A 19,031-nucleotide genomic window follows, 5' to 3' on the forward strand; every position below is an offset into this window, starting at 1 on the left:
GATGTGGGTCACCGAATTTCGGGCAGGGGCTCCCCGTGCTCGGCAGCGGCCCACTGGCGGTTGGCGTAGGCCAGTTTTTCCGGGTTGACGTGCGCGTGGATGGCGGCGATGCCGTCGGCGGTGGCCTGCATGACCACCATGCCGACGATCCGTCCCTCGTGCACCAGCACCAGCGCGGGCATGCCGTTGACGATCTCCGCGTACATGGTGGGATTGCCGCCGAGCTTGTCCCAGGTGCTGTTCGTCGGCTTGATGGCCATCCGCACGAACCGTGCGATACGGTCCGCGCCCAGCAGCGGCCGGCTCAGCGTCGGGATGAAACCGCCGCCGTCGCCGATGATGGAGGCGTCGTCGGTGAGCAGCCGCACCAGCATGTCGGTCTGGCCGGTGACCGCGGCGGTCAGGAACTCCTCCACGATCCGGCGGGCCGCGGCCTCGTCGACCTCGATGCGCGCCCGCTCCATCGACAGATGCTGTTTGGCACGGCGATACACCTGCTGGCAGTTGCTCTCGGTGATGTCGAGCAGTTCGGCGACCTCCTGATGCGAGTAGCCGAACGCCTCGCGCAGCACGTACACCACGCGCTCCTTGGCGGTCAGCCGCTCCATCAGCGTGAGCATGGCGATGGACACCGATTCGCGCTGCTCGACGGTGTCCGCCGGGCCCAGCATCGACCCGCCGGCCAGCACCGGCTCCGGAAGCCATTCGCCCACATAGGTTTCCCGGCGGGCGCGAGCGGAGGTGAGCTGGTTGAGGCACAGGTTGGTGAGCACCTTGGTCAGCCACGCCTCGGGCGTCTCCACGTACTCGCGGTCGGCGGCCTGCCAGCGCAGGTAGGTTTCCTGCACCGCGTCCTCGGCGTCGCTGGCCGAGCCCAGCAAGCGATAGGCGATCGCCTCCAGGCGGGCCCTGGAGCCTTCGAACACATCCGCCTCGCGCGTGAGCAACATGCCGACATCGTCTGCCATGTACACCCGGCGCGTCCACCCGCGCCCGCCGTGACCTTCGAATTCGCGCGAGAATAAGGCTTGCTTGGAGTGCACTCCAGGTGGCTAGCGTTTGAGCTGTTCCGAGAGACAGGGGCGAAACCATGGGCGCAACAGCGGCGGCGGAGACGGTACAGCCGCACGGGGCCGATTACGAGCGGCCGCGGTATTCGATCGGAGAGGTCTCCGAGCGGAGCGGGCTGACCCGTGACACGCTGCGCTGGTACGAGCGGATCGGGTTGATGAACTACGTGGGCCGGGATCACTCCGGGCAGCGGCGGTTCAGCGATCGCGATATGGACTGGCTCGAGCTCATCGGGCGGCTGCGGCGCACCGGCATGTCGGTGGCCGACATGGTGCGGTACGCGGAGCTGGTGCGGGAGGGCGAATCGACCTTCCCGGAGCGGCTGGAGATGTTCCGGCAGACCCGCGCGGACGTGCTCGCCCAGATCGAGGAACTGAAGCAGACCGTCGCCGTGCTCGACTGCAAGATCGCCCTGTACGAGGGCAATCCGGCGGCCGACTGGCGCGTCGTGTCGAAACAGGCTGCTAGCGAAGGGGTTCAGGCATGACCAATACCCAGGCTCTTCCCACCACCGCCCTCGGACCGGACGGGACCCGGGTGGGCGTCCAGGGGTACGGGGCGATGGGGATCAGCGAGTTCTACGGGGACAGCGATCTGGCGGAATCGCGTGCGACGCTGGAGCGGGCGCTCGAACTGGGCGTGACGCTGTTCGACACCGCGGACGTGTACGGGGCCGGGCACAACGAGGAATTCCTCCGCGATTTCGTGCGCACCCACCGCGAGAACATCGTGCTGGCAACGAAATTCGGGATCGTGCGCAAGGTCGAGGATCCGGCGTATCGCGGGACGGACAACTCACCGGAGTACATTCGCTCGGCCGTGGACGCGAGCCTGCGGCGGCTCGGCATCGACGTCATCGACCTGTACTACATGCACCGCAAACAGCCGGGGGTGCCGGTCGAGGACACCGCCGGCGTGCTCGGCGAACTCGTCGCGGCGGGCAAAGTGAAGCAGATCGGGCTGTCCGAGGTGACGGGCGCGGAACTGCGCGCGGCGCACGCGGTGCATCCGATCGCGGCGGTGCAGTCGGAATGGTCGCTGTTCTCCCGCGACGTGGAGAACACCGTGGTGCCCGCGGCCGCCGAACTCGGCATCACCTTCGTGCCGTATTCGCCGCTGGGCCGCGGATTCCTGACCGGGGCCGCCCCGATCGGCGAACTCCCGGAAGGCGATATCCGCCGCACCATGCCGCGCTTCACCGGCGACAACGCGGACCGCAACGCCGCCCTCCTGGCCCCGCTCCGGGCGATCGCCGAAGCCCGCGGCCTCACCCCGGCCCAGGTCGCACTGGCCTGGGTGCACGCCCGCTCGGCCGTGCACGGGCTCCCGGTCGTCCCGATCCCCGGCACCCGCAGCCGGACCCGTGTGGCGGAGAACATCGCGGCCGCGACGGTGGAGCTGACAGCCGACGAACTGGCCACTCTGGAGCCGATTGCCGGCCAGGTCGCCGGAAACCGCTACGCGGACATGAACTTCACCGCGGTCGGTCGCGAATAACACGGTCCCCCTCGTCATCCCGGCATGCTTTCAGGAATGACGGGGGTACGGTCAGCCCAGTTGGATGGAGCGCTTCGCGAGGCCGAGCCAGAAGCCTTCGATCGGGGTGCGCTGCGCGGTCAGGTCGGATTCGCCCGCGCCGAGGGTGACGAACAACGGGGCGAAGTGTTCGATGCGCGGGTGCGCACGCAAGGCGGCCGGGGCGGTGTGGCGGAAGTTCAGCAGGGCGTCGATATCGCCCGCGCGCAACACTTCCCGGCCCCAGTCGTCGAATTCGCGGGACCAGGACGGGGCCTCGTCCGGGGCCGCGCCGAAGTCGGCTTCGCGGAGATTGTGGGTGAAGAAGCCGCTGCCGACGATCAATACGCCCTCGTCACGGAGCGGAGCGAGGCGGCGGCCGAGGTCGTAGAGGCCGACCGGATCCAGGGTGGGCAGGGAGATCTGGAGGACCGGAATATCGGCGTCGGGGTACATCTCCACCAGGGGGACGTAGGCGCCGTGGTCGAGGCCGCGGTCCGGGGCGTCGTGCACCTCATGGCCCGGACGGGCAAGCAGGGCACGGACTTTCGCCGCCAGCTCGGGTGCGCCGGGGGCGGCGTATCGAACCTGGTAGTAATGCTCGGGGAAGCCCCAGAAGTCGTAGACCAGCGGCACGGTGGTGGTCGCGCCGAGCGTGACCGGGGCGTCCTCCCAATGCGCGGAGACCATGAGAATGGCTGTGGGCCTAGGCAATTCGGCGGACCAGGCGGCGAGCTGCCCCGGCCAGACCGGATCGTCGGCCAGGGGCGGCGCGCCGTGGCTCAGGTAGAGCACCGGCATCCGCGCCGCCGGATCGTGAGTCACGGCCTGGGACATGGGATTTCCTTTCCGAGGGCGGCGGGTCAGCCCGCCAGGGTGATGGTGTGCCCGGTGTGCTCGACCTTCGCCCGCAGGTAGCGGAGATTCGAGGCGGTGGCGTGCACGCCGGTCGGGACGGTGGCGCGCACGGTCACGCCGAGCGCGTCCAGCTGCCGCCCCTTGTCCGGATTGTTGGTCAGCAAATCGAGGGCGTCGATGCCGAGCGCGCCCAGCATCTGCGCGGCAGCCGTGTAATCGCGGGCGTCCTCGGGCAGTCCGAGCGCGGTATTGGCCTGATAGGTGTCCAGACCGGAATCCTGGAGCGCGTAGGCGTCGAGCTTGTTGTACAGCCCGATATCGCGGCCCTCCTGACGCAGGTAGAGCAGCACGCCGCCGGTCTCGGCAATGCGTTCCACGGCCTCCCGCAATTGCGGACCGCAATCGCAGCGGGCCGAACCGAAGACGTCGCCGGTGAGGCATTCCGAATGCAGCCGCACCAGCGGCGGATTCGCGCCCGGCGTGCGGAAGTCGCCGGGTTCGCCGAGGATGAGGGCGAGGTGCTCGCGCCCGTCGCTCAGCCCGTCGAAGGTGACCGCCTCGGCGGCGGTCGAGTAGCCGTCGGCGAAGGTCAGCGGGATCCGCACGCGGGTGCGGACGCTCGCACTGACGATGCTCGTGGTGCTCATGGCTGCTCCATGGGTCTCTGGGGACGCGTTCCGATCAACCAGAACCACCCCCGGCGGCCGGTTATTCCAATTCGAACAATCGGCGTTAACCTGGACTTATGACCCCGCGATAGCTGAACGACGAGGAGCGCCGGGCCTGGCTGGCGTTTCTCGGCGCGGCCGGGCAGCTGAATCGGCGGCTGGATCAGCAGCTGGAACGCGACGCGGGGCTCTCGCACGTGCAGTACGAGATCCTGGTGCGGCTGAGCGAGGCGCCGGACGGTGAGCTGCGCATGACCGAGCTGGCGGCGGCGCTGCTGGACGCCAAGAGCAAGCTCACCTATCAGATCGATAGGCTGGAAAAGGCCGGGTTCGTGCACCGGCGGTCCTGCCCCAGCGATCTGCGCGCGGTGTACGCGAAACTGACCCCCGCCGGGCGGCGCAAGCTCGAGGAAGCCGCGCCGGGGCATGTGGCGCTGGTGCGGGAACTCTTCGCCGATGTGCTCACCCCGGAGCAAATCACCGCTATCGCCACGGGGCTGGGTGAAGTGAACCGGCGGCTACGCGATCCCGAATAGCGCGGAACGGTTTCTCGCACCGCAATTCTCAGACTGGACGGCAGGTTTAACTTTGAACGCTTACGATGCCAGCACTATGCAGTCCGTAGTAGCTCACGATCGAGTCTGGCTCGACAAGCAGACGCCCACGGCCTTCCACGCCCTCAACGCGGTCGCGCTCGCGGTGCGCAATGCCGCCGCCGCGGCCGATCTGGGCCGCGCGATCATGGAACTGGTGAATGTGCGCGTCTCCCAGCTCAATCGCTGCGCCTTCTGCCTGGATCTGCATGCGCGCTATGCGCTCGAAGCCGGAGTCACCGCCCAGCAACTGGCGGTTCTGGACGCGTGGCGACGCAGCCCCTACTTGTTCACAGAACAGGAACGCGCGGCGCTGAGCCTCGCCGAAACGGTGAATTCGCTGCCGGACGACGAGATCGCCGATGGTGAGTATGCTGCTGCGCGGCAACATTTGTCGGATGACCAGATTTCGGTTTTGATCTGGGCCGCGACCACGATCGGCGCGTTCAACCGTGTGTCGATCATGAGCAAACATCCGGTGCGGGTGCGGAAGGAGAACTGAACAATGAGCGAACAGGCCGTGGCGGCTGCTGTCGTTCGTAATGACGCGCAACACCGGTACGAGGTGTGGTACGGGAGCTCGCTCGCCGGTTTCACCGAATACCGCGAGCGCGACAACGACACCGTGTTCATCCATACCGAGGTGGACGGCGAATTCAGCGGCAAGGGGCTCGGCAATCTGCTCGCCCAGGAGGCGATCACCGATGTGATCGCGCGCGGCAATGTCATCGTGCCGCGCTGCCCGTTCATCAAGGGCTGGCTCGACAAGCATCCGGAATACGACGAGCACGTCGTCGGAAAGGGCATCAAACGATGAGCGATCTGGAGCCGAATCCGGAGGAGACGCGCTGCGAATGCTCCGGCCGGCCGGGGCCGCGCGCGGATTTCCATCCGGCGCGCGAGGTACCGCTCGGCGGCGTCCGCGGTGTCACCGTGCACCGCTCGCTGCCGCAACGCGATCTGCCGACGGTGGGCGCGTGGTGCTTCCTGGACCAGTTCGGCTCCAGCGGGCCCAGCACGCCCGAGGGTCATGACATCGACCCGCATCCGCACATCGGATTGCAAACCGTCACTTGGCCTTTGGACGGCCGGATCCGGCATCGCGACAGCGTCGGCTCGGATATCGAGATCGTCCCCGGCCAGTTGAACCTGATGACCTCGGGCCAAGGCATCGCACATTCGGAGTACCGGGTCCCCGGCAATCCGAACGGCACGGGCCTGCAGCTCTGGATCGCCCTGCCCGATGAAAGCCGCACGGTGGCACCGCATTTCGAGCAGCACAAGGACCTCCCCGTCCTCGAACTGCCCGGCCTGCGCGCCACCGTCCTGATCGGCACCCTCGGCGACGCCACCTCGGCGGCCACCGCCTACACCCCGATCGTCGGCGCGGACCTCATCGTCGACGCCGGCGCGCAGGTGACCCTCCCGGTCCGCCCCGACTTCGAATACGCGGTCCTGGTGGTGAGCGGCGACCTGACCGTCGCCGGCCTCGACGCGCAATCGGACGGCCTGCTCTACCTCGGCAGCGACCGCACCGACCTACCCCTGACCAGCACCGGCGGCGCCCAGGTTCTGCTGCTCGGCGGCGAACCGTTCGGCGAGGACCTGGTCATGTGGTGGAACTTCGTGGCGCGCAGCCACGAGGAGATCGAATCCGCCCGCAACGACTGGGAAAACCACGATCTCGCGCGATTCCCCGACATCGCCGGGCACACCCCGGATCAGCGCATCCCCGCACCGCCCTTGCCGGGCTTGCACTTGAAACCGCGCAAACGCAAGTTCTGATTGCGGCGCAACAGGTTTCGCACGGCCCCGAACCGGTTCGGGCCGCACATCCGGCCCCGGACTCGCGTCCGGGGCCGAATTCGTCTGTCCGGCAACGTTATCCGGTGGTGAGGGTCTGGGTTCCGATGACGCGCAGCAGGTCCAGTTTGTCTTGGGTGTCGGTGCCGGGCTTGGGGTAGTAGACCAGGAGGTGGCGGGTGGCGCTGGGGGTGAGGAGGGGCTCGCAGATGAGTTCGAGGAGGCCTACTTCGGGGTGCAGGATGCGTTTGTTGTGGCCGGCGCCGGTGCCTACCTCGTGTTCGTTCCACAGGCGCTCGAATTCGGCGCTGGCGGCGCGCAGGCGGGTGACCAGGTCGGTGATGTCGGCGTCGCCGGAGCGGCGGGCGGCGGTGGCGCGCAGGTCGGCTACATGCTTGTGGCCCAGGGCTTCCCGGTCCTCGGCGGCGAAGCGCAGACGCTCCTCGGGGTGGGTGAACCACAGCCAGGGAATGCAGCGGTCCAGGCCGCGACTCTGGGACAGGTCGCCGGCGATCAGGGTGTGCATGCGGTTCTGGACCAGGACCTCGCCCAGATCGGAGATGACGCAGGCGGGGGTGTCGTCCAGTTTGGTGAGCACGTGCAGAATGCCCGGGCCGACGTGACTGTCGCCGCCGCGGGCGGGCGGCTGCTGGCCGGCCAGGTGGTACAGATGGTCGCGTTCGCTGTCGGTCAGGCGCAGAGCGCGCGCCAAGGAGGCGAGGACCTGCGTCGACGGGCGCGGGCCGCGAGCCTGCTCGAGACGGGTGTAATAGTCGGTCGACATGCCCGCGAGCAGGGCCACCTCGTCGCGGCGCAGTCCCGGAGTACGGCGGCGGGTGCCCGGCGCGAGCCCCACGGCGCCGGGTTGCAGCTGCTCACGGCGACGGCGCAGGAAATCGGCCAGCTCTTCTCGATCCACGACTTCCACTCTGCCGCGCGCGGGCGGCGCTATCCAGGTACCGATACTCCCCCTCAGCCCCGGGCCGCGTCACCCGCCGATTCCACGGGGCCGCCCGGAGCCGGCCCGCCGCACCCGAGGCCGGCCTGGTATCGGCGATCCCCCGATAGGCGCTCCTCTCCCGATCCGGATATCGGCGGCGCAGGCTCGAAGCATGACCACGCACATCGACACCGTTCAGCTCGGCTCCACCGGGCCCGCCGCCTCCCGCATCGGGCTGGGCGCCATGGGGATGTCCGGCATGTACGGCAGCAGCGACGACGCCACCTCCATCGCCACCGTGCACGCGGCCATCGACTCGGGGGCCAATCTCATCGACACCGGCGACTTCTACGGGATGGGGCACAACGAACTGCTCATCCGGCGGGCGCTGAGCGAACGCAAGCGCGAGGACGTGCTGCTCAGCGTGAAGTACGGGGCGCTGCGCGGACCCGACGGCAGCTTCGGCGGGGTGGACACCCGGCCCGCCGCCACCAAGAACTTCCTGGCCTATTCGCTGCAGCGGCTGGGCACCGACTACATCGATATCTACCGGCCCGCGCGGCTGGATCCGAACGTGCCGATCGAGGAGACCATCGGCGGGCTGGCGGAGCTGGTGCGGGCCGGGTTCATCCGGCACATCGGGCTCTCCGAAGTGGGCGCGGATACGCTGCGCCGGGCCGCGGCGGTGCATCCCATCGCCGATCTGCAGATCGAGTACTCGCTCATCTCGCGCGGCATCGAGGCCGAAATCCTGCCGGTGGCACGGGAACTCGGCATCGGCATCACCGCATACGGGGTGCTGTCGCGCGGCCTGCTCAGCGATTCGCTGCGTGGCGGCGCGCAGTTCGCGGCCACCGATTTCCGGGCGCACAGCCCGCGCTTCCAGGGCGAGAACCTCACCGCCAACCTGCGATTGGTGGATGCGCTGGCCGAGATCGCGGCCCGGCACCAGGTGAGCGTGGCGCAGCTGGCCATCGCCTGGGCGCTGGCGCGGGGTGAGGATATCGTGCCGATCATCGGCGCGCGACGGCCCGAGCGGTGGACGGAAGCCGTTGCCGCACTGGACATCGAGCTGTCCGAGGACGAGCTGGCCGCCATCGAAGCGGCGGTGCCCGCCGACCGGGTGGCCGGTGAGCGCTACGCCGCCGCGCAAATGGCCATGCTCGACAGCGAGCGCTGAACCGCCGCTACTTGCGCCGCGGACGGATCACGGCGGTGAAAGTGGCTGCCGCAACGGGTTTTCCGGTGCTGTCGGTGATATCGACCGGTACCGCCAGTTCGATCTCGCGCTGCCCCTGGATATCGGCGCGGGTCTGCTCGATGAGTTCCGGCGACAGCACCGAGGTGGCGAGGAACGGGCCGAGTTCCCCCTTGGCCCGCGCCAGGTATTCGATGCGGCCGTCGCGGGCGACGATGAAGGTCTCGCCCATCAGGTCCACGATGCCGGAGATGGACGCGCCCATGGCGGCCGTCTCGGCCAGGCCGAAGAGCAGCGCGGCGTGGATATCGCCGTTGTGGTTGAGGTGCTCGGGCTTCGGCTCCATGCTCACCACATTGCGGCCACTGGCGAATTCCACCGCCTCGATGCCGGTGAACTGGATGAATCCGAGCTTCTTGAAGCCCGCCATCACCAGATCACCCATGGTGGCGCTGTCCATCGTGTCTCCTGTCGACCATACGGAATTGAAACTTGTTCTAATTTCATACCGAGTGGGACCGGAGTTGTCCATGGCGCGGCAGGAAACTGCCGTGCCCGGTCAGCCGGGCAGCGGCGCGTTCAGATTCAGCACCTCGGCCGTGCGCGCGACGGTCTGGCGGGCCAGCCGGGTATCGCGGACCAGGCTGTGGCCGAGGGTGGGAATCAATTCCCGCAGCCGCGGCTGCCAATACGGCTGATAGCGCGGGAAGCAGCGCTGCAGCACCTCCAGCAGAATCGCCGGGGCGGTCGAGGCGCCGGGCGAGGAACCCAATACCGCCGCGATCGAACCGTCGTGCGCGGCAACGACTTCGGTGCCGAATTCGAGCACGCCGCCGCGTACCGGATCGGCCTTCACGATCTGCGCGCGCTGGCCCGCGGTGATCAATTTCCAATCCGCGGCGTCGGCGGTGGGCGCGAAATCCCGGAGCGCCGCCAGTTTGCGTTTCCGGGTGCTGGCGAGCTGTCCGAACAACAGCCACAACAGCTCTCGATTGTCCTTGGTCATCGCGGCGAGCGGTTTCACATTGTGCGGGCGCAACGCGGCGGCGGCATCGAAGAACGAACCGTGTTTCAGGAAGCGGGGATTCGCGCCCGCATATGGTCCGAAAACGAGCGCGCGTTTCCCGTCCACCACGCGAGTATCCAAGTGCGGCATGGAAATAGCGGGCGCGCCCGCCGGTGCCCGGCCGTACACCTTGGCCTCGTGCCGCTCCACCACCGCCGGATTGTCGCAGCGCAGGAACCGGCCGCTGACCGGGAGCAGGCCGTAGCCCTGCGCCTCCGGAATCCCGGCCTTCTGCAGCACCTTCAGCGCCCACCCGCCCGCGCCGGCGAAGACGAAACGGGCATCGACCTTGCGGGTGATGTGATCGTTGCCGGTATTCCAGTCGATGCGCAGCTGCCAGGTGCCGTCATTGTTGCGGCGCATCCCGCGCACCTCGCAATTGCGATGGATCTCCACGTCCTTCCACCGCAGATGGTGGAAGAGCTGGCGGGTGATCTCACCGAAGTCGATATCGCTGCCGGTCACGTCGTGGGTGGCGGCGATGGCATCGGCGGCGTCGCGCTCCCGGGTGAGCAGCGGGGCCCATTCGCCGATGGCCTTGCGGTCGGCGCTGAATCGCATGGAACCGAACAGCGGATGCGGGGCCAGGGTTTCGTGCCGCCGCCGCAGGAAATTCACGTCCACCTCGCCGCGGACGAAGGTCATATGCGGCACCGGATTGATGAAAGTGTCCGGCTTGCCGAGAATTCCGGCCTCCACCAGGCTGCCCAGGAACTGCCGGGTCTGCTGGAAACGCTCGTTCATCTCGAGCGCGTGGCCGATATCGATGGATCCGTCCGGCAATTCGCCGGTGTAGTCGATCTCGCACAATCCGGCGTGTCCGGTGCCGGAATTGTTCCAGGCCGCCGAGGCTTCCGAGCCGACTTCCGGCAACCGCTCGAATACCGCGATCGTCCACTCGGGTTCCAGGTGTTTCAGCAGCATCGCGAGCGTGGCGCTCATGATTCCGCCACCGACCAGCACCACATCATAGGGACGCAGGGCCGCTTGGGTTTTCATTACTCGGATGCCCCCATCGGACTCGTTCAGCGTAGGGGCACGCTAACACCGAATACCAGACGCCGGTATTCGAGCGTCACCCGAGGAACAACACCGCGAGACCCAGAAGCGCACCGGCGAACACCACGGTATTGCGGACCTTCTGCAGGGTCCAGGTCCAGGCCGGGAAGCCGCCCTCGGCCGCCGTGATCAGCGCGGACACGTCGATTCGGGCCAGTTCCGGGTCGTTCTTGCGCTGGAAAGCCGCCTGAACGGATCGCACCGCGGTCAGGTTCGAGTACACGATGACCGAGTTCGCCAGGAACAGCGCGATCATGACCACCCAGTCGACGGGGCGCAGCCAGTCGAACCCGGCCAGATGCAGTCGGGCGACGAGCACCAGCAGGGCGGCGATGCCACCGGGCGCCCACCATTCGTGGCCGCTGGCGTCGAAGCGCATCCCGTTCTCGCGCAGCGCGGTGGTGCGTACGCCCTGGCGGGTCAGTTCCCCTTCGGCGACGGCCATGGCGTGCGTGCCGTAGCGATTGCGGACGATCGGCATGCTCAGGAAAGCCGCGGCGGCGGTGAGCTCGACGGCGGCGATGACGGCGTTCATTTCGTTCTCCTCGAACCCGGAAGGCCCCGGCGGAACCTCCTTGAACTAAGTGCAAGCAAACGGTAGCCGGTCACTTGAACTAAGTGCAAGAGATTTCTTGAACTTTGTGAAAGTGCCTGGTGGGCGGCTACGGTGGGGCGCATGCCGCGCGACACGCTGACCCGGGACCAGATCGTCCGGACCGCCATCGAACTACTCGACGACGAGGGCCTCGACGGCTTGAACATGCGCAGCCTCGGCAAACGCCTCGACGCCGCCGCCACCGCCATGTACTGGCACGTCAAGAACAAGGACAATCTCGTGCGGCTGGCCACCGACGAGGTGTGGGGCGAAATCCCGCTGCCCGAGCCGGATTCGGCCGACTGGCGCACCGCCGCCGAAGCCCTGGCCGGCGGCATGTACGCGATGATCACCCGGCATCCGTGGATCGTGCAGGCGCAATCGGGCTATCTGCTTTACGGCCCCAACACCTCCCGGCACAACGAGCGGGTCCTGGAGGTCTACGAGCAGGCCGGGTTCGACGAACAGCAGGCTGATCAGGCCGCGGCCAGCGTATTCATGTTCGTGCTCGGCAATGCCGTGGGGCAGGCCGCCAATATCTCGTTGAAGCGCCGGCTGGCGCTCAAGGGCGAGGACGCCGAGGCGGCTATGAACGCCGCGGTCGCCGAGGCCACCGAGGCCGCGATGCAGCATCCGCGTCTGCGCTCACGCATCGAAAAGGCCGCTGCCACAGGCTATAACGACGCACCGGACAGCAGCTTCGAGTTCGGGCTGGCCGCGCTGCTCGACGGCCTGCGCGATCGGCTCGGGGAGATCGCCGGGCGCTGAGGTGCGAAAGCCGCTGGGCGGCAGTGATATCCGGTCAGCGGTTGCGGGCGCGGTAGGCGGCTACGGCGTTGCGGTTGCCGCAGGCGGTGCTGCAGTAGCGGCGGGATCTGTTGCGGGACAGGTCCAGGACGATGCCCTCGCAGGTGTCGTCGGCGCAGATGGCGAGGCGGGTGAGTTCGTCGGCGCGGATCAGGTCGATCATGGCCATGGCGGTTTCCACGGCGATGCGGACGGCGAGCGGGGCGTCCTGGGGGACGGCGTGGATGTGGTAGTCGAGGCCGTCGTGGCGGACCAGGCGGGGCACGGCGCGGTGGGTCGCCAGGATCTCGTTCACCAGTTCCACGGCGGTGTCTCGGTCCGCGGTGAGCAGGCGGCGCATGGGCGCGCGCTGGGCCCGGACCGCGGCCAACTCGGCGGCGGTGCGCTCGTGGCCGCCGGAGTAGCGGTGCCGGATGAAGAAGTCGTTCAGCTGCGCGATCTCGGTCAGCGTGTCCGGATCCTCGGCGGTATTCACCAGTTCTACGGCGGCGGCCATGGACGCGGCGGTGTCATCAGTGAAAAGCACGTTGACATATTACATGACAACCCCTTAGCGTCATTAGTCATGGCGACGTTGACTCATGACACCACGGTGTCGCGGCAGCACCATCTCCGGAACGGGCTGCTCGTAGCCGCCTTGTCCGCCGCCGCTTTCGGACTCTCCGGACCACTCGCGCGCGGACTGATGGACGCGGGCTGGAGTCCGGCCTCGACCGTCATCGTCCGGGTGCTGCTGGGCGCGGTCGTGCTGTTGCCGATCGCGCTGTATCAGCTGCGCGGGAACTGGAAGTTGTTGCGGCAGAACGCCTCACTGCTGGTGGGCTATGGTCTGCTGGCGGTCGCCGGGGCGCAGCTGTGCTACTTCAACGCGGTCAACCACATGGAGGTCGGGGCCGCGCTGCTCATCGAGTACACCGCGCCGATCGCGGTGGTCGGGTACCTGTGGCTGCGGCACGATCAAAAGCCCACGCGCGCAACCGTGCTCGGCGCGATCATCGGCATCGCGGGGCTGATTCTGGTGCTGGACCTGACTTCCGGCGTCCGGACCAGCTGGATCGGCATCGCCTGGGCCCTGGGCGCCATGATCGGCGCGGCCGGATACTTCCTGCTCTCCGCGCACAGCGGCGACACCGTCCCCGGCACCGTGCTGGCCACCGGCGGCCTGCTGATCGGCGGCCTCGGCATTCTCGCCGCGGGACTGATCGGCATCGTGCCACTGCACGCCACCACCGCGCCGATCGTCTTCCAGGACTTCACCACCCGGTGGTGGGTGCCGCTGGCCGGATTGGGCGTCGTCACCGCCAGCCTCTCCTACGTGACCGGCATCGCCGCCACCCGCCTGCTCGGCTCCCGGCTGGCCTCCTTCGCCGCGCTCACCGAGGTGCTGGCCGCCATCGTGTTCGCCTGGCTGCTGCTCGGCGAAACGCCCCGCGCCATCCAGTTGATCGGCGGCGCACTGATTCTCATCGGCGTGATCGTGGTCCGGCTCGGCGAGCCCGACTGACCGGTCCGCCCGATAAGGCGCATATGCGCCGATCACTTCCGATCTCGCGCGGCCCCCGGTACGTTCGTCAGCAAACAATCGGGGGCCTTGTCCGTACGCAGCGAGAGACAGAAATGGCTATCACCAAAAAGCTTGTACCCGCTCTGCTTTGCCTGACCGCCGTCCTGCCCGCCGGTATCGCCGCCGCCGAACCGGCAGCGCCCCAGCAAAATCCCGGCCCGCAGGTGCAGGGCGCCGATCACGGCGTCGGCTTCCGCACCGCGCTCACCGACGATCAGCGCGCCACCGTCACCACCCTGAACGCCGGCCGCTTCCTGGCCACCTGGGACGGCCAGGCCATCCTGGTCACCGACGACGCCGGCCTCGAACTGGCCACCGTGCCACTGAAATACGAGATCGCGGGCAAGACCCTCGCGCTCACCCCCGACATCACCGACAACCATCGGCGACTGACCCTCACCCCCGTCGGGGAGTCCCCCGTCGCGCTCCGCGATATCAGCGCCCAGCAGCGGTTCTTCGATCTGGTGCAGGCGAATCTGCCGATGGTCGGCGGCGGCGCGGCCATCGGAGCGGCGATCGGCTTCCTGCTCGGTTTCCCCGCGGGCGCTTTCGTGCTCGACTTCATCACCATCCCGATCACCACCGTGGTGGGCGCGCTCATCGGCGCCGCCGCGGGTCTCTATCTGGCCGGCGGCCAGCCCGCCATCGACACCGCCGTGGAGTACGCCGCTTCCCTGGTCCCGGGCGCCGCGCCCGCCTGATCGGTCAGCGCACCACGGTCAGCGAATCGATCGCCATGGCGTTGTCGGTGTAATACCAGTCGCCGTTCATCTCCATGGCGAGATCGAAACGCAGCACATGCCCCTGCGCCGGGCCGGAGGTCACCGTCCACAGCGTGTTCGGCAGCCCCGTCACCACGCTGACGCTGCCATCGGACCAGGTGAATGTGCCCGACGTCGTCGTTCCATTGCCGAGCCAAGGCAATTCGACCCGGAAGCGCCCGCCGGTGATCTGCGCGGGCAGCACCGGACTGCGGCACTCCCAGACGTCCCCCTGCCGCCGTACGCTCTGCCCGGCGCTCCCGGTCCCCGGAATCCGTTCTCCGGTAAGCGCATTCCCTCGATAGCACCCGCCCAGCTCGGTCCCCGGCGACGCCCCCGCCGGCGCGGTCGCGGGTAGAGCCGCGCAGCACAGGGCGAGCAGCAGCAGACTGCGGCGAATCGACATGACGCCACCTCTCCGGCGAGGGAACTACCAGGTCTATCGGTTAACCAGCAGCGTACTCGCCCGCCCCGCCCGTCCCCGCCGAAACGCAAACGGCCCCCGCTCCGAAGAGCGGGGGCCGAATGTCTCTGTCTGGCTAGGCCTTAGCGGTAGTCGCTGAAGCCGTAGTCGTCCAGCGGAACCGCGGCACCGGTGGTGGTGCCGAAGCCGTCCGGGGTGTAGTAGGTGTCGTCGTAGGACGGCACCGCGTACGCGGCCTGGCGGGCTTCCTCGGTCGGCTGCACCTGGATGTTCCGGTAACGGTTGATACCCGTACCGGCCGGGATGAGCTTACCGATGATCACGTTCTCCTTCAGGCCGATCAGCTTGTCGGAGCGGCAGTTGATCGCGGCGTCCGTGAGCACGCGGGTGGTCTCCTGGAAGGAGGCCGCCGACAGCCACGAATCGGTCGCGAGCGACGCCTTGGTGATACCCATGAGGACCGGACGACCCGAGGCGGGCTCGCCACCCTCCGCGACCACGCGGCGGTTGGCGGACTCGAACTCGGCGCGCTCCACCAGCGAACCCGGGAGGAACTCGGTCGCACCCGAATCGATGATGGTGACGCGGCGCAGCATCTGGCGGACGATCACCTCGATGTGCTTGTCGTGGATGGACACACCCTGCGACCGGTACACCTCCTGGACCTCGTGCACGAGGTGGATCTGCACCTGACGCGGGCCCATCACGCGGAGCACCTCGTGCGGGTCGGCCGAGCCCTCGAGCAGCTGCTGGCCCACCTCGACGTGGTCACCGTCGGCCAGGAGCCGCTCGGAACCGTCGTCGTGCTTGAAGACCCGCAGACGCTGACGCTTCGACAGCTTGTCGTAGAGCACCTCGTCCGAACCGTCGTCCGGAATGATGGTGATCTTGTAGAAGCGGTCGTCGTCCTCCAGCCGCACGCGGCCGGAGACCTCGGCGATGGGCGCCTTGCCCTTGGGCACACGAGCCTCGAAGAGCTCCTGCACGCGGGGCAGACCACCCGTGATGTCGTCACCCGCGACACCACCCTGGTGGAAGGTACGCATGGTCAGCTGGGTACCGGGCTCACCGATGGACTGGGCGGCGACGATACCGACGGCCTCGCCGATGTCCACCAGCTTGCCGGTCGCCATCGAGCGGCCGTAGCAGGTGGCGCAGACGCCGGTGCCGGTGGTGCAGGTCAGCACGGAGCGGACCTTCACCTCGGTGATACCGGCCTCGAGCAGCGCCTCCAGGGCGGGATCGCCCAGGTCGTGGCCCTTCTCGACCACCACGTTGCCCTTGGCGTCGATCGCGTCGGTGGCCAGCGTACGAGCGTAGGTGCTGGTCTCCACGTGGGCGTCCCGGATGAGCGAGCCGTCGGCCTGCTTCTCCGCGATCGGCACCACGATGCCGCGCTCGGTGCCACAGTCGGTCTCGCGCACGATGACGTCCTGCGACACGTCCACCAGACGACGGGTCAGGTAACCCGAGTCGGCGGTACGAAGCGCGGTGTCGGCCAGACCCTTTCGCGCACCGTGGGTGTTGATGAAGTACTCCAGCACCGTCAGGCCCTCACGGAAGGAGGACTTGATCGGCTGCGGGATGAACTCACCCTTCGGGTTGGTCACCAGACCCTTCATGCCCGCGAGGGTACGAGTCTGGGTGAAGTTACCCGTCGCGCCGGAGTCGACGATCGTGATGATCGGGTTGTCCGCCGGGTAGTGCGCACGCAGCGCGCGACCGACCTCTTCGGTGGCTTCCTGCCAGATCTTGACCAGGGCGTTGTTGCGCTCCTGGTGATCGAGCGCACCACGCTGGTACTTCTTCTCGATCTGATCGGCCTGCGCCTCGTAGCGCGCCATGATGTCGGCCTTCTCCGGCGGAACGAGCACGTCCGACATGGAGACGGTGACGCCGGAACGCGTGGCCCAGTAGAAGCCCGAGTCCTTCAGCTTGTCGACGGTCTGCGCGACCACGATCATCGGGTAGCGCTCGGCGAGATCGTTGATGATCGCCGCCTGACGCTTCTTCGGCATCGGCTCGTCGATGAACGCGTAGTCCGCCGGGAGCAGATCGTTGAAGATGACGCGGCCCAGCGTGGTCTTGGCGGTCCACGCGTCGCCCCGCTGCCAGCCGTCCGGGAACAGCTCGGCCTCGATGTCCTTCGGCGGGCGCTGCTCGGTCAGACGGATCTTGATGAGCGAACGCACGGTCAGCTCACCGCGGTCCACGGCCATCTGCGCCTCGGCGGGCGAGGAGTAGACGCCGAACTCGGCCTCGTCCTTGGTGGCGGCCCGGTACTCGCCCTTCGCGCCCTCTTCCAGGCGGGTCAGGTAGAACAGGCCGGTCACCATGTCCAGACGGGGCATGGCGAGCGGGCGGCCGGAGGCCGGCGACAGGATGTTGTTCGAGGACAGCATCAGGATGCGGGCCTCGGCCTGCGCCTCCGCCGACAGCGGGAGGTGCACGGCCATCTGGTCACCGTCGAAGTCGGCGTTGAACGCTTCACAGACGAGCGGGTGCAGCTGGATGGCCTTGCCTTCGACCAGCAGCGGCTCGAAGGCCTGGATACCCAGGCGGTGCAGGGTGGGCGCACGGTTCAGCAGCACCGGGTGCTCGGAGATGACCTCTTCGAGGACGTCCCACACCTGGGGGCGCTGACGTTCGACCATCCGCTTGGCGGACTTGATGTTCTGCGCGTGGTTCAGGTCGACCAGGCGCTTCATCACGAACGGCTTGAACAGCTCGAGCGCCATCAGCTTGGGCAGACCGCACTGGTGCAGCTTGAGCTGCGGGCCGACCACGATGACCGAACGGCCGGAGTAGTCGACACGCTTGCCGAGCAGGTTCTGACGGAAACGACCCTGCTTGCCCTTGAGCAGATCGCTCAGGGACTTCAGCGGGCGGTTGCCCGGGCCGGTGACCGGACGGCCGCGACGGCCGTTGTCGAAGAGCGCGTCGACGGACTCCTGAAGCATGCGCTTCTCGTTGTTGACGATGATCTCCGGCGCACCGAGGTCGATCAGTCGCTTCAACCGGTTGTTGCGGTTGATGACGCGGCGGTACAGGTCGTTCAGGTCGGAGGTCGCGAAGCGGCCACCGTCCAGCTGCACCATCGGGCGCAGCTCCGGCGGGATCACCGGCACGGCGTCGAGGACCATGCCCATCGGCGAGTTGCCGTTGGTCTGGAACGCGGCGACGACCTTCAGGCGCTTCAGCGCGCGAAGCTTCTTCTGGCCCTTGCCGGTACGAATGGTCTCGCGCAGGCTCTCGGCCTCGGCCGCGATGTCGAAGGTCTCCATGAGCTTCTGGATGGCCTCGGCACCCATTGCGCCCGTGAAGTATTCGCCGTAGCGGTCCTGCAGCTCGCGGTAGATGACCTCGTCGATGATCAGCTGCTTCTTGGCCAGCTTGACGAAGGTGGTCCAGATCTCGTCGAGACGATCCAGCTCGCGCTGGGCACGGTCGCGCAGCTGACGCATTTCGCGCTCGCCGCCGTCCTTGACCTTGCGGCGGACGTCGGACTTGGCGCCTTCGGCCTCGAGCTCGGCCAGGTCGGCCTCGAGCTTCTGGGCGCGGGCCTCCAGGTCGGCGTCACGCTGATCGGCGACGGTCTTCTTCTCGACCTCCATCTCCGCCTCGAGCGTGGACAGCTCGTTGTGGCGGAGCTCGTCATCGACATTGGTGATGACGTAGGCGGCGAAGTAGATGATCTTCTCGAGATCCTTCGGCGCCAGGTCGAGCAGGTAGCCCAAGCGCGACGGAACGCCCTTGAAGTACCAGATGTGGGTGACCGGAGCGGCCAGCTCGATGTGGCCCATCCGCTCACGGCGCACCTTGGCGCGGGTCACCTCGACGCCACAGCGCTCACAGATGATGCCCTTGAAGCGGACGCGCTTGTACTTGCCGCAGTAGCACTCCCAGTCCCGGGTGGGACCGAAGATCTTCTCGCAGAAGAGGCCGTCCTTCTCCGGCTTCAACGTGCGGTAGTTGATGGTCTCCGGCTTCTTGACCTCGCCGAAAGACCAGTTACGAATGTCTTCCGCGGTCGCCAGGCCGATCCGGAGTTCATCGAAGAAGTTGACGTCTAGCACGTAACTTCCTTTCCCCTGTTCGGGTTGAGTATG

20 protein-coding genes are annotated in these 19,031 nt (G+C 67.6%); 10 read left to right on the forward strand and 10 right to left on the reverse strand.

The window, feature by feature from the left end:
* Positions 1 to 8: 8 nt before the first annotated feature.
* Positions 9 to 950 carry an RNA polymerase sigma factor SigJ gene (gene sigJ / locus LTV02_RS24105; RefSeq protein WP_233034047.1) on the reverse strand — a complete coding sequence of 314 codons (942 nt, stop codon included), beginning with the start codon at positions 948 to 950 and terminating at the stop codon, positions 9 to 11.
* Between the two features lie 140 nt (positions 951 to 1,090).
* Between sigJ and LTV02_RS24110 the strand changes: the two genes are divergently transcribed.
* Positions 1,091 to 1,558: a MerR family transcriptional regulator gene (locus LTV02_RS24110; protein WP_233034048.1), complete on the forward strand. Its 468-nt coding sequence runs from the start codon at positions 1,091 to 1,093 to the stop codon at positions 1,556 to 1,558.
* The gene (locus LTV02_RS24115) at positions 1,555 to 2,568 is read left to right on the forward strand and encodes an aldo/keto reductase (RefSeq protein WP_233034049.1); all 1,014 of its coding nucleotides are present in this window, start codon (positions 1,555 to 1,557) and stop codon (positions 2,566 to 2,568) included. The genes LTV02_RS24110 and LTV02_RS24115 overlap by 4 nt, the downstream gene beginning before the upstream one ends.
* Positions 2,569 to 2,619: 51 nt before the next feature.
* On the opposite strand, the gene LTV02_RS24120 is transcribed toward LTV02_RS24115, so the two are convergent.
* Both LTV02_RS24120 and LTV02_RS24125 read right to left on the reverse strand, forming a co-directional pair.
* On the reverse strand, positions 2,620 to 3,423 hold the full coding sequence (locus LTV02_RS24120; protein WP_233034050.1) for a dioxygenase family protein: 804 nt from the start codon (positions 3,421 to 3,423) through the stop codon (positions 2,620 to 2,622).
* A 26-nt stretch (positions 3,424 to 3,449) separates the two neighbouring features.
* Positions 3,450 to 4,091 (reverse strand): GTP cyclohydrolase II, encoded by a 642-nt coding sequence (locus LTV02_RS24125; RefSeq protein WP_233034051.1) that lies wholly within the window; start codon positions 4,089 to 4,091, stop codon positions 3,450 to 3,452.
* Between the two features lie 218 nt (positions 4,092 to 4,309).
* On the opposite strand from LTV02_RS24125, the gene LTV02_RS24130 reads away from it, so the two are divergent.
* The 4 genes from LTV02_RS24130 (at position 4,310) to LTV02_RS24145 (ending at position 6,490) form a co-directional block, all read left to right on the forward strand.
* A complete protein-coding gene (locus LTV02_RS24130) occupies positions 4,310 to 4,648 on the forward strand; it encodes a MarR family winged helix-turn-helix transcriptional regulator (protein WP_233034052.1) in 339 nt (112 codons plus the stop codon).
* A 76-nt stretch (positions 4,649 to 4,724) separates the two neighbouring features.
* Positions 4,725 to 5,207 (forward strand): carboxymuconolactone decarboxylase family protein, encoded by a 483-nt coding sequence (locus tag LTV02_RS24135; RefSeq protein WP_233041685.1) that lies wholly within the window; start codon positions 4,725 to 4,727, stop codon positions 5,205 to 5,207.
* Between the two features lie 3 nt (positions 5,208 to 5,210).
* Positions 5,211 to 5,522 (forward strand): GNAT family N-acetyltransferase, encoded by a 312-nt coding sequence (locus tag LTV02_RS24140; protein WP_067716437.1) that lies wholly within the window; start codon positions 5,211 to 5,213, stop codon positions 5,520 to 5,522.
* On the forward strand, positions 5,519 to 6,490 hold the full coding sequence (locus LTV02_RS24145; RefSeq protein ID WP_233034053.1) for a pirin family protein: 972 nt from the start codon (positions 5,519 to 5,521) through the stop codon (positions 6,488 to 6,490). The genes LTV02_RS24140 and LTV02_RS24145 overlap by 4 nt, the downstream gene beginning before the upstream one ends.
* Positions 6,491 to 6,587: 97 nt before the next feature.
* On the opposite strand, the gene LTV02_RS24150 is transcribed toward LTV02_RS24145, so the two are convergent.
* The gene (locus LTV02_RS24150) at positions 6,588 to 7,427 is read right to left on the reverse strand and encodes a helix-turn-helix transcriptional regulator (protein WP_233034054.1); all 840 of its coding nucleotides are present in this window, start codon (positions 7,425 to 7,427) and stop codon (positions 6,588 to 6,590) included.
* Positions 7,428 to 7,620: 193 nt separating this feature from the next.
* On the opposite strand from LTV02_RS24150, the gene LTV02_RS24155 reads away from it, so the two are divergent.
* Positions 7,621 to 8,628 carry an aldo/keto reductase gene (locus tag LTV02_RS24155; RefSeq protein ID WP_233034055.1) on the forward strand — a complete coding sequence of 336 codons (1,008 nt, stop codon included), beginning with the start codon at positions 7,621 to 7,623 and terminating at the stop codon, positions 8,626 to 8,628.
* A 7-nt stretch (positions 8,629 to 8,635) separates the two neighbouring features.
* Here the strand turns inward: LTV02_RS24155 and LTV02_RS24160 are convergent, their stop codons facing one another.
* The 3 genes from LTV02_RS24160 to LTV02_RS24170 form a co-directional block, all read right to left on the reverse strand.
* Positions 8,636 to 9,106, reverse strand: a complete 471-nt coding sequence (locus LTV02_RS24160; RefSeq protein ID WP_233034056.1) for a PaaI family thioesterase — start codon at positions 9,104 to 9,106, stop codon at positions 8,636 to 8,638.
* A 99-nt stretch (positions 9,107 to 9,205) separates the two neighbouring features.
* Positions 9,206 to 10,654 (reverse strand): malate dehydrogenase (quinone), encoded by a 1,449-nt coding sequence (gene mqo, locus LTV02_RS24165; RefSeq protein WP_233034057.1) that lies wholly within the window; start codon positions 10,652 to 10,654, stop codon positions 9,206 to 9,208.
* A 133-nt stretch (positions 10,655 to 10,787) separates the two neighbouring features.
* Positions 10,788 to 11,306 carry a hypothetical protein gene (locus LTV02_RS24170; RefSeq protein ID WP_233034058.1) on the reverse strand — a complete coding sequence of 173 codons (519 nt, stop codon included), beginning with the start codon at positions 11,304 to 11,306 and terminating at the stop codon, positions 10,788 to 10,790.
* 141 nt (positions 11,307 to 11,447) lie between these two features.
* Between LTV02_RS24170 and LTV02_RS24175 the strand changes: the two genes are divergently transcribed.
* Positions 11,448 to 12,134, forward strand: a complete 687-nt coding sequence (locus LTV02_RS24175) for a TetR/AcrR family transcriptional regulator (protein WP_233034060.1) — start codon at positions 11,448 to 11,450, stop codon at positions 12,132 to 12,134.
* A gap of 34 nt (positions 12,135 to 12,168) precedes the next feature.
* Here the strand turns inward: LTV02_RS24175 and LTV02_RS24180 are convergent, their stop codons facing one another.
* Positions 12,169 to 12,699, reverse strand: coding sequence for a CGNR zinc finger domain-containing protein (locus tag LTV02_RS24180; RefSeq protein WP_067716457.1), 531 nt, complete (start codon positions 12,697 to 12,699; stop codon positions 12,169 to 12,171).
* A 39-nt stretch (positions 12,700 to 12,738) separates the two neighbouring features.
* Here LTV02_RS24180 and LTV02_RS24185 point away from each other — a divergent pair, with 39 nt between their 5' ends.
* Complete coding sequence (locus LTV02_RS24185; protein WP_233034062.1) at positions 12,739 to 13,677, forward strand: EamA family transporter; 939 nt, start codon at positions 12,739 to 12,741, stop codon at positions 13,675 to 13,677.
* A gap of 113 nt (positions 13,678 to 13,790) precedes the next feature.
* Positions 13,791 to 14,438, forward strand: coding sequence for a hypothetical protein (locus LTV02_RS24190; protein ID WP_233034065.1), 648 nt, complete (start codon positions 13,791 to 13,793; stop codon positions 14,436 to 14,438).
* Between the two features lie 4 nt (positions 14,439 to 14,442).
* Here the strand turns inward: LTV02_RS24190 and LTV02_RS24195 are convergent, their stop codons facing one another.
* Together LTV02_RS24195 and LTV02_RS24200 are read right to left on the reverse strand one after the other, a co-directional pair.
* The gene (locus LTV02_RS24195) at positions 14,443 to 14,904 is read right to left on the reverse strand and encodes a hypothetical protein (protein ID WP_233034067.1); all 462 of its coding nucleotides are present in this window, start codon (positions 14,902 to 14,904) and stop codon (positions 14,443 to 14,445) included.
* 140 nt (positions 14,905 to 15,044) lie between these two features.
* Positions 15,045 to 18,998 carry a DNA-directed RNA polymerase subunit beta' gene (locus LTV02_RS24200; protein WP_067716468.1) on the reverse strand — a complete coding sequence of 1,318 codons (3,954 nt, stop codon included), beginning with the start codon at positions 18,996 to 18,998 and terminating at the stop codon, positions 15,045 to 15,047.
* Positions 18,999 to 19,031: the final 33 nt, after the last annotated feature.

Source organism: Nocardia yamanashiensis (assembly GCF_021183565.1).
Lineage (GTDB): Bacteria > Actinomycetota > Actinomycetes > Mycobacteriales > Mycobacteriaceae > Nocardia > Nocardia yamanashiensis.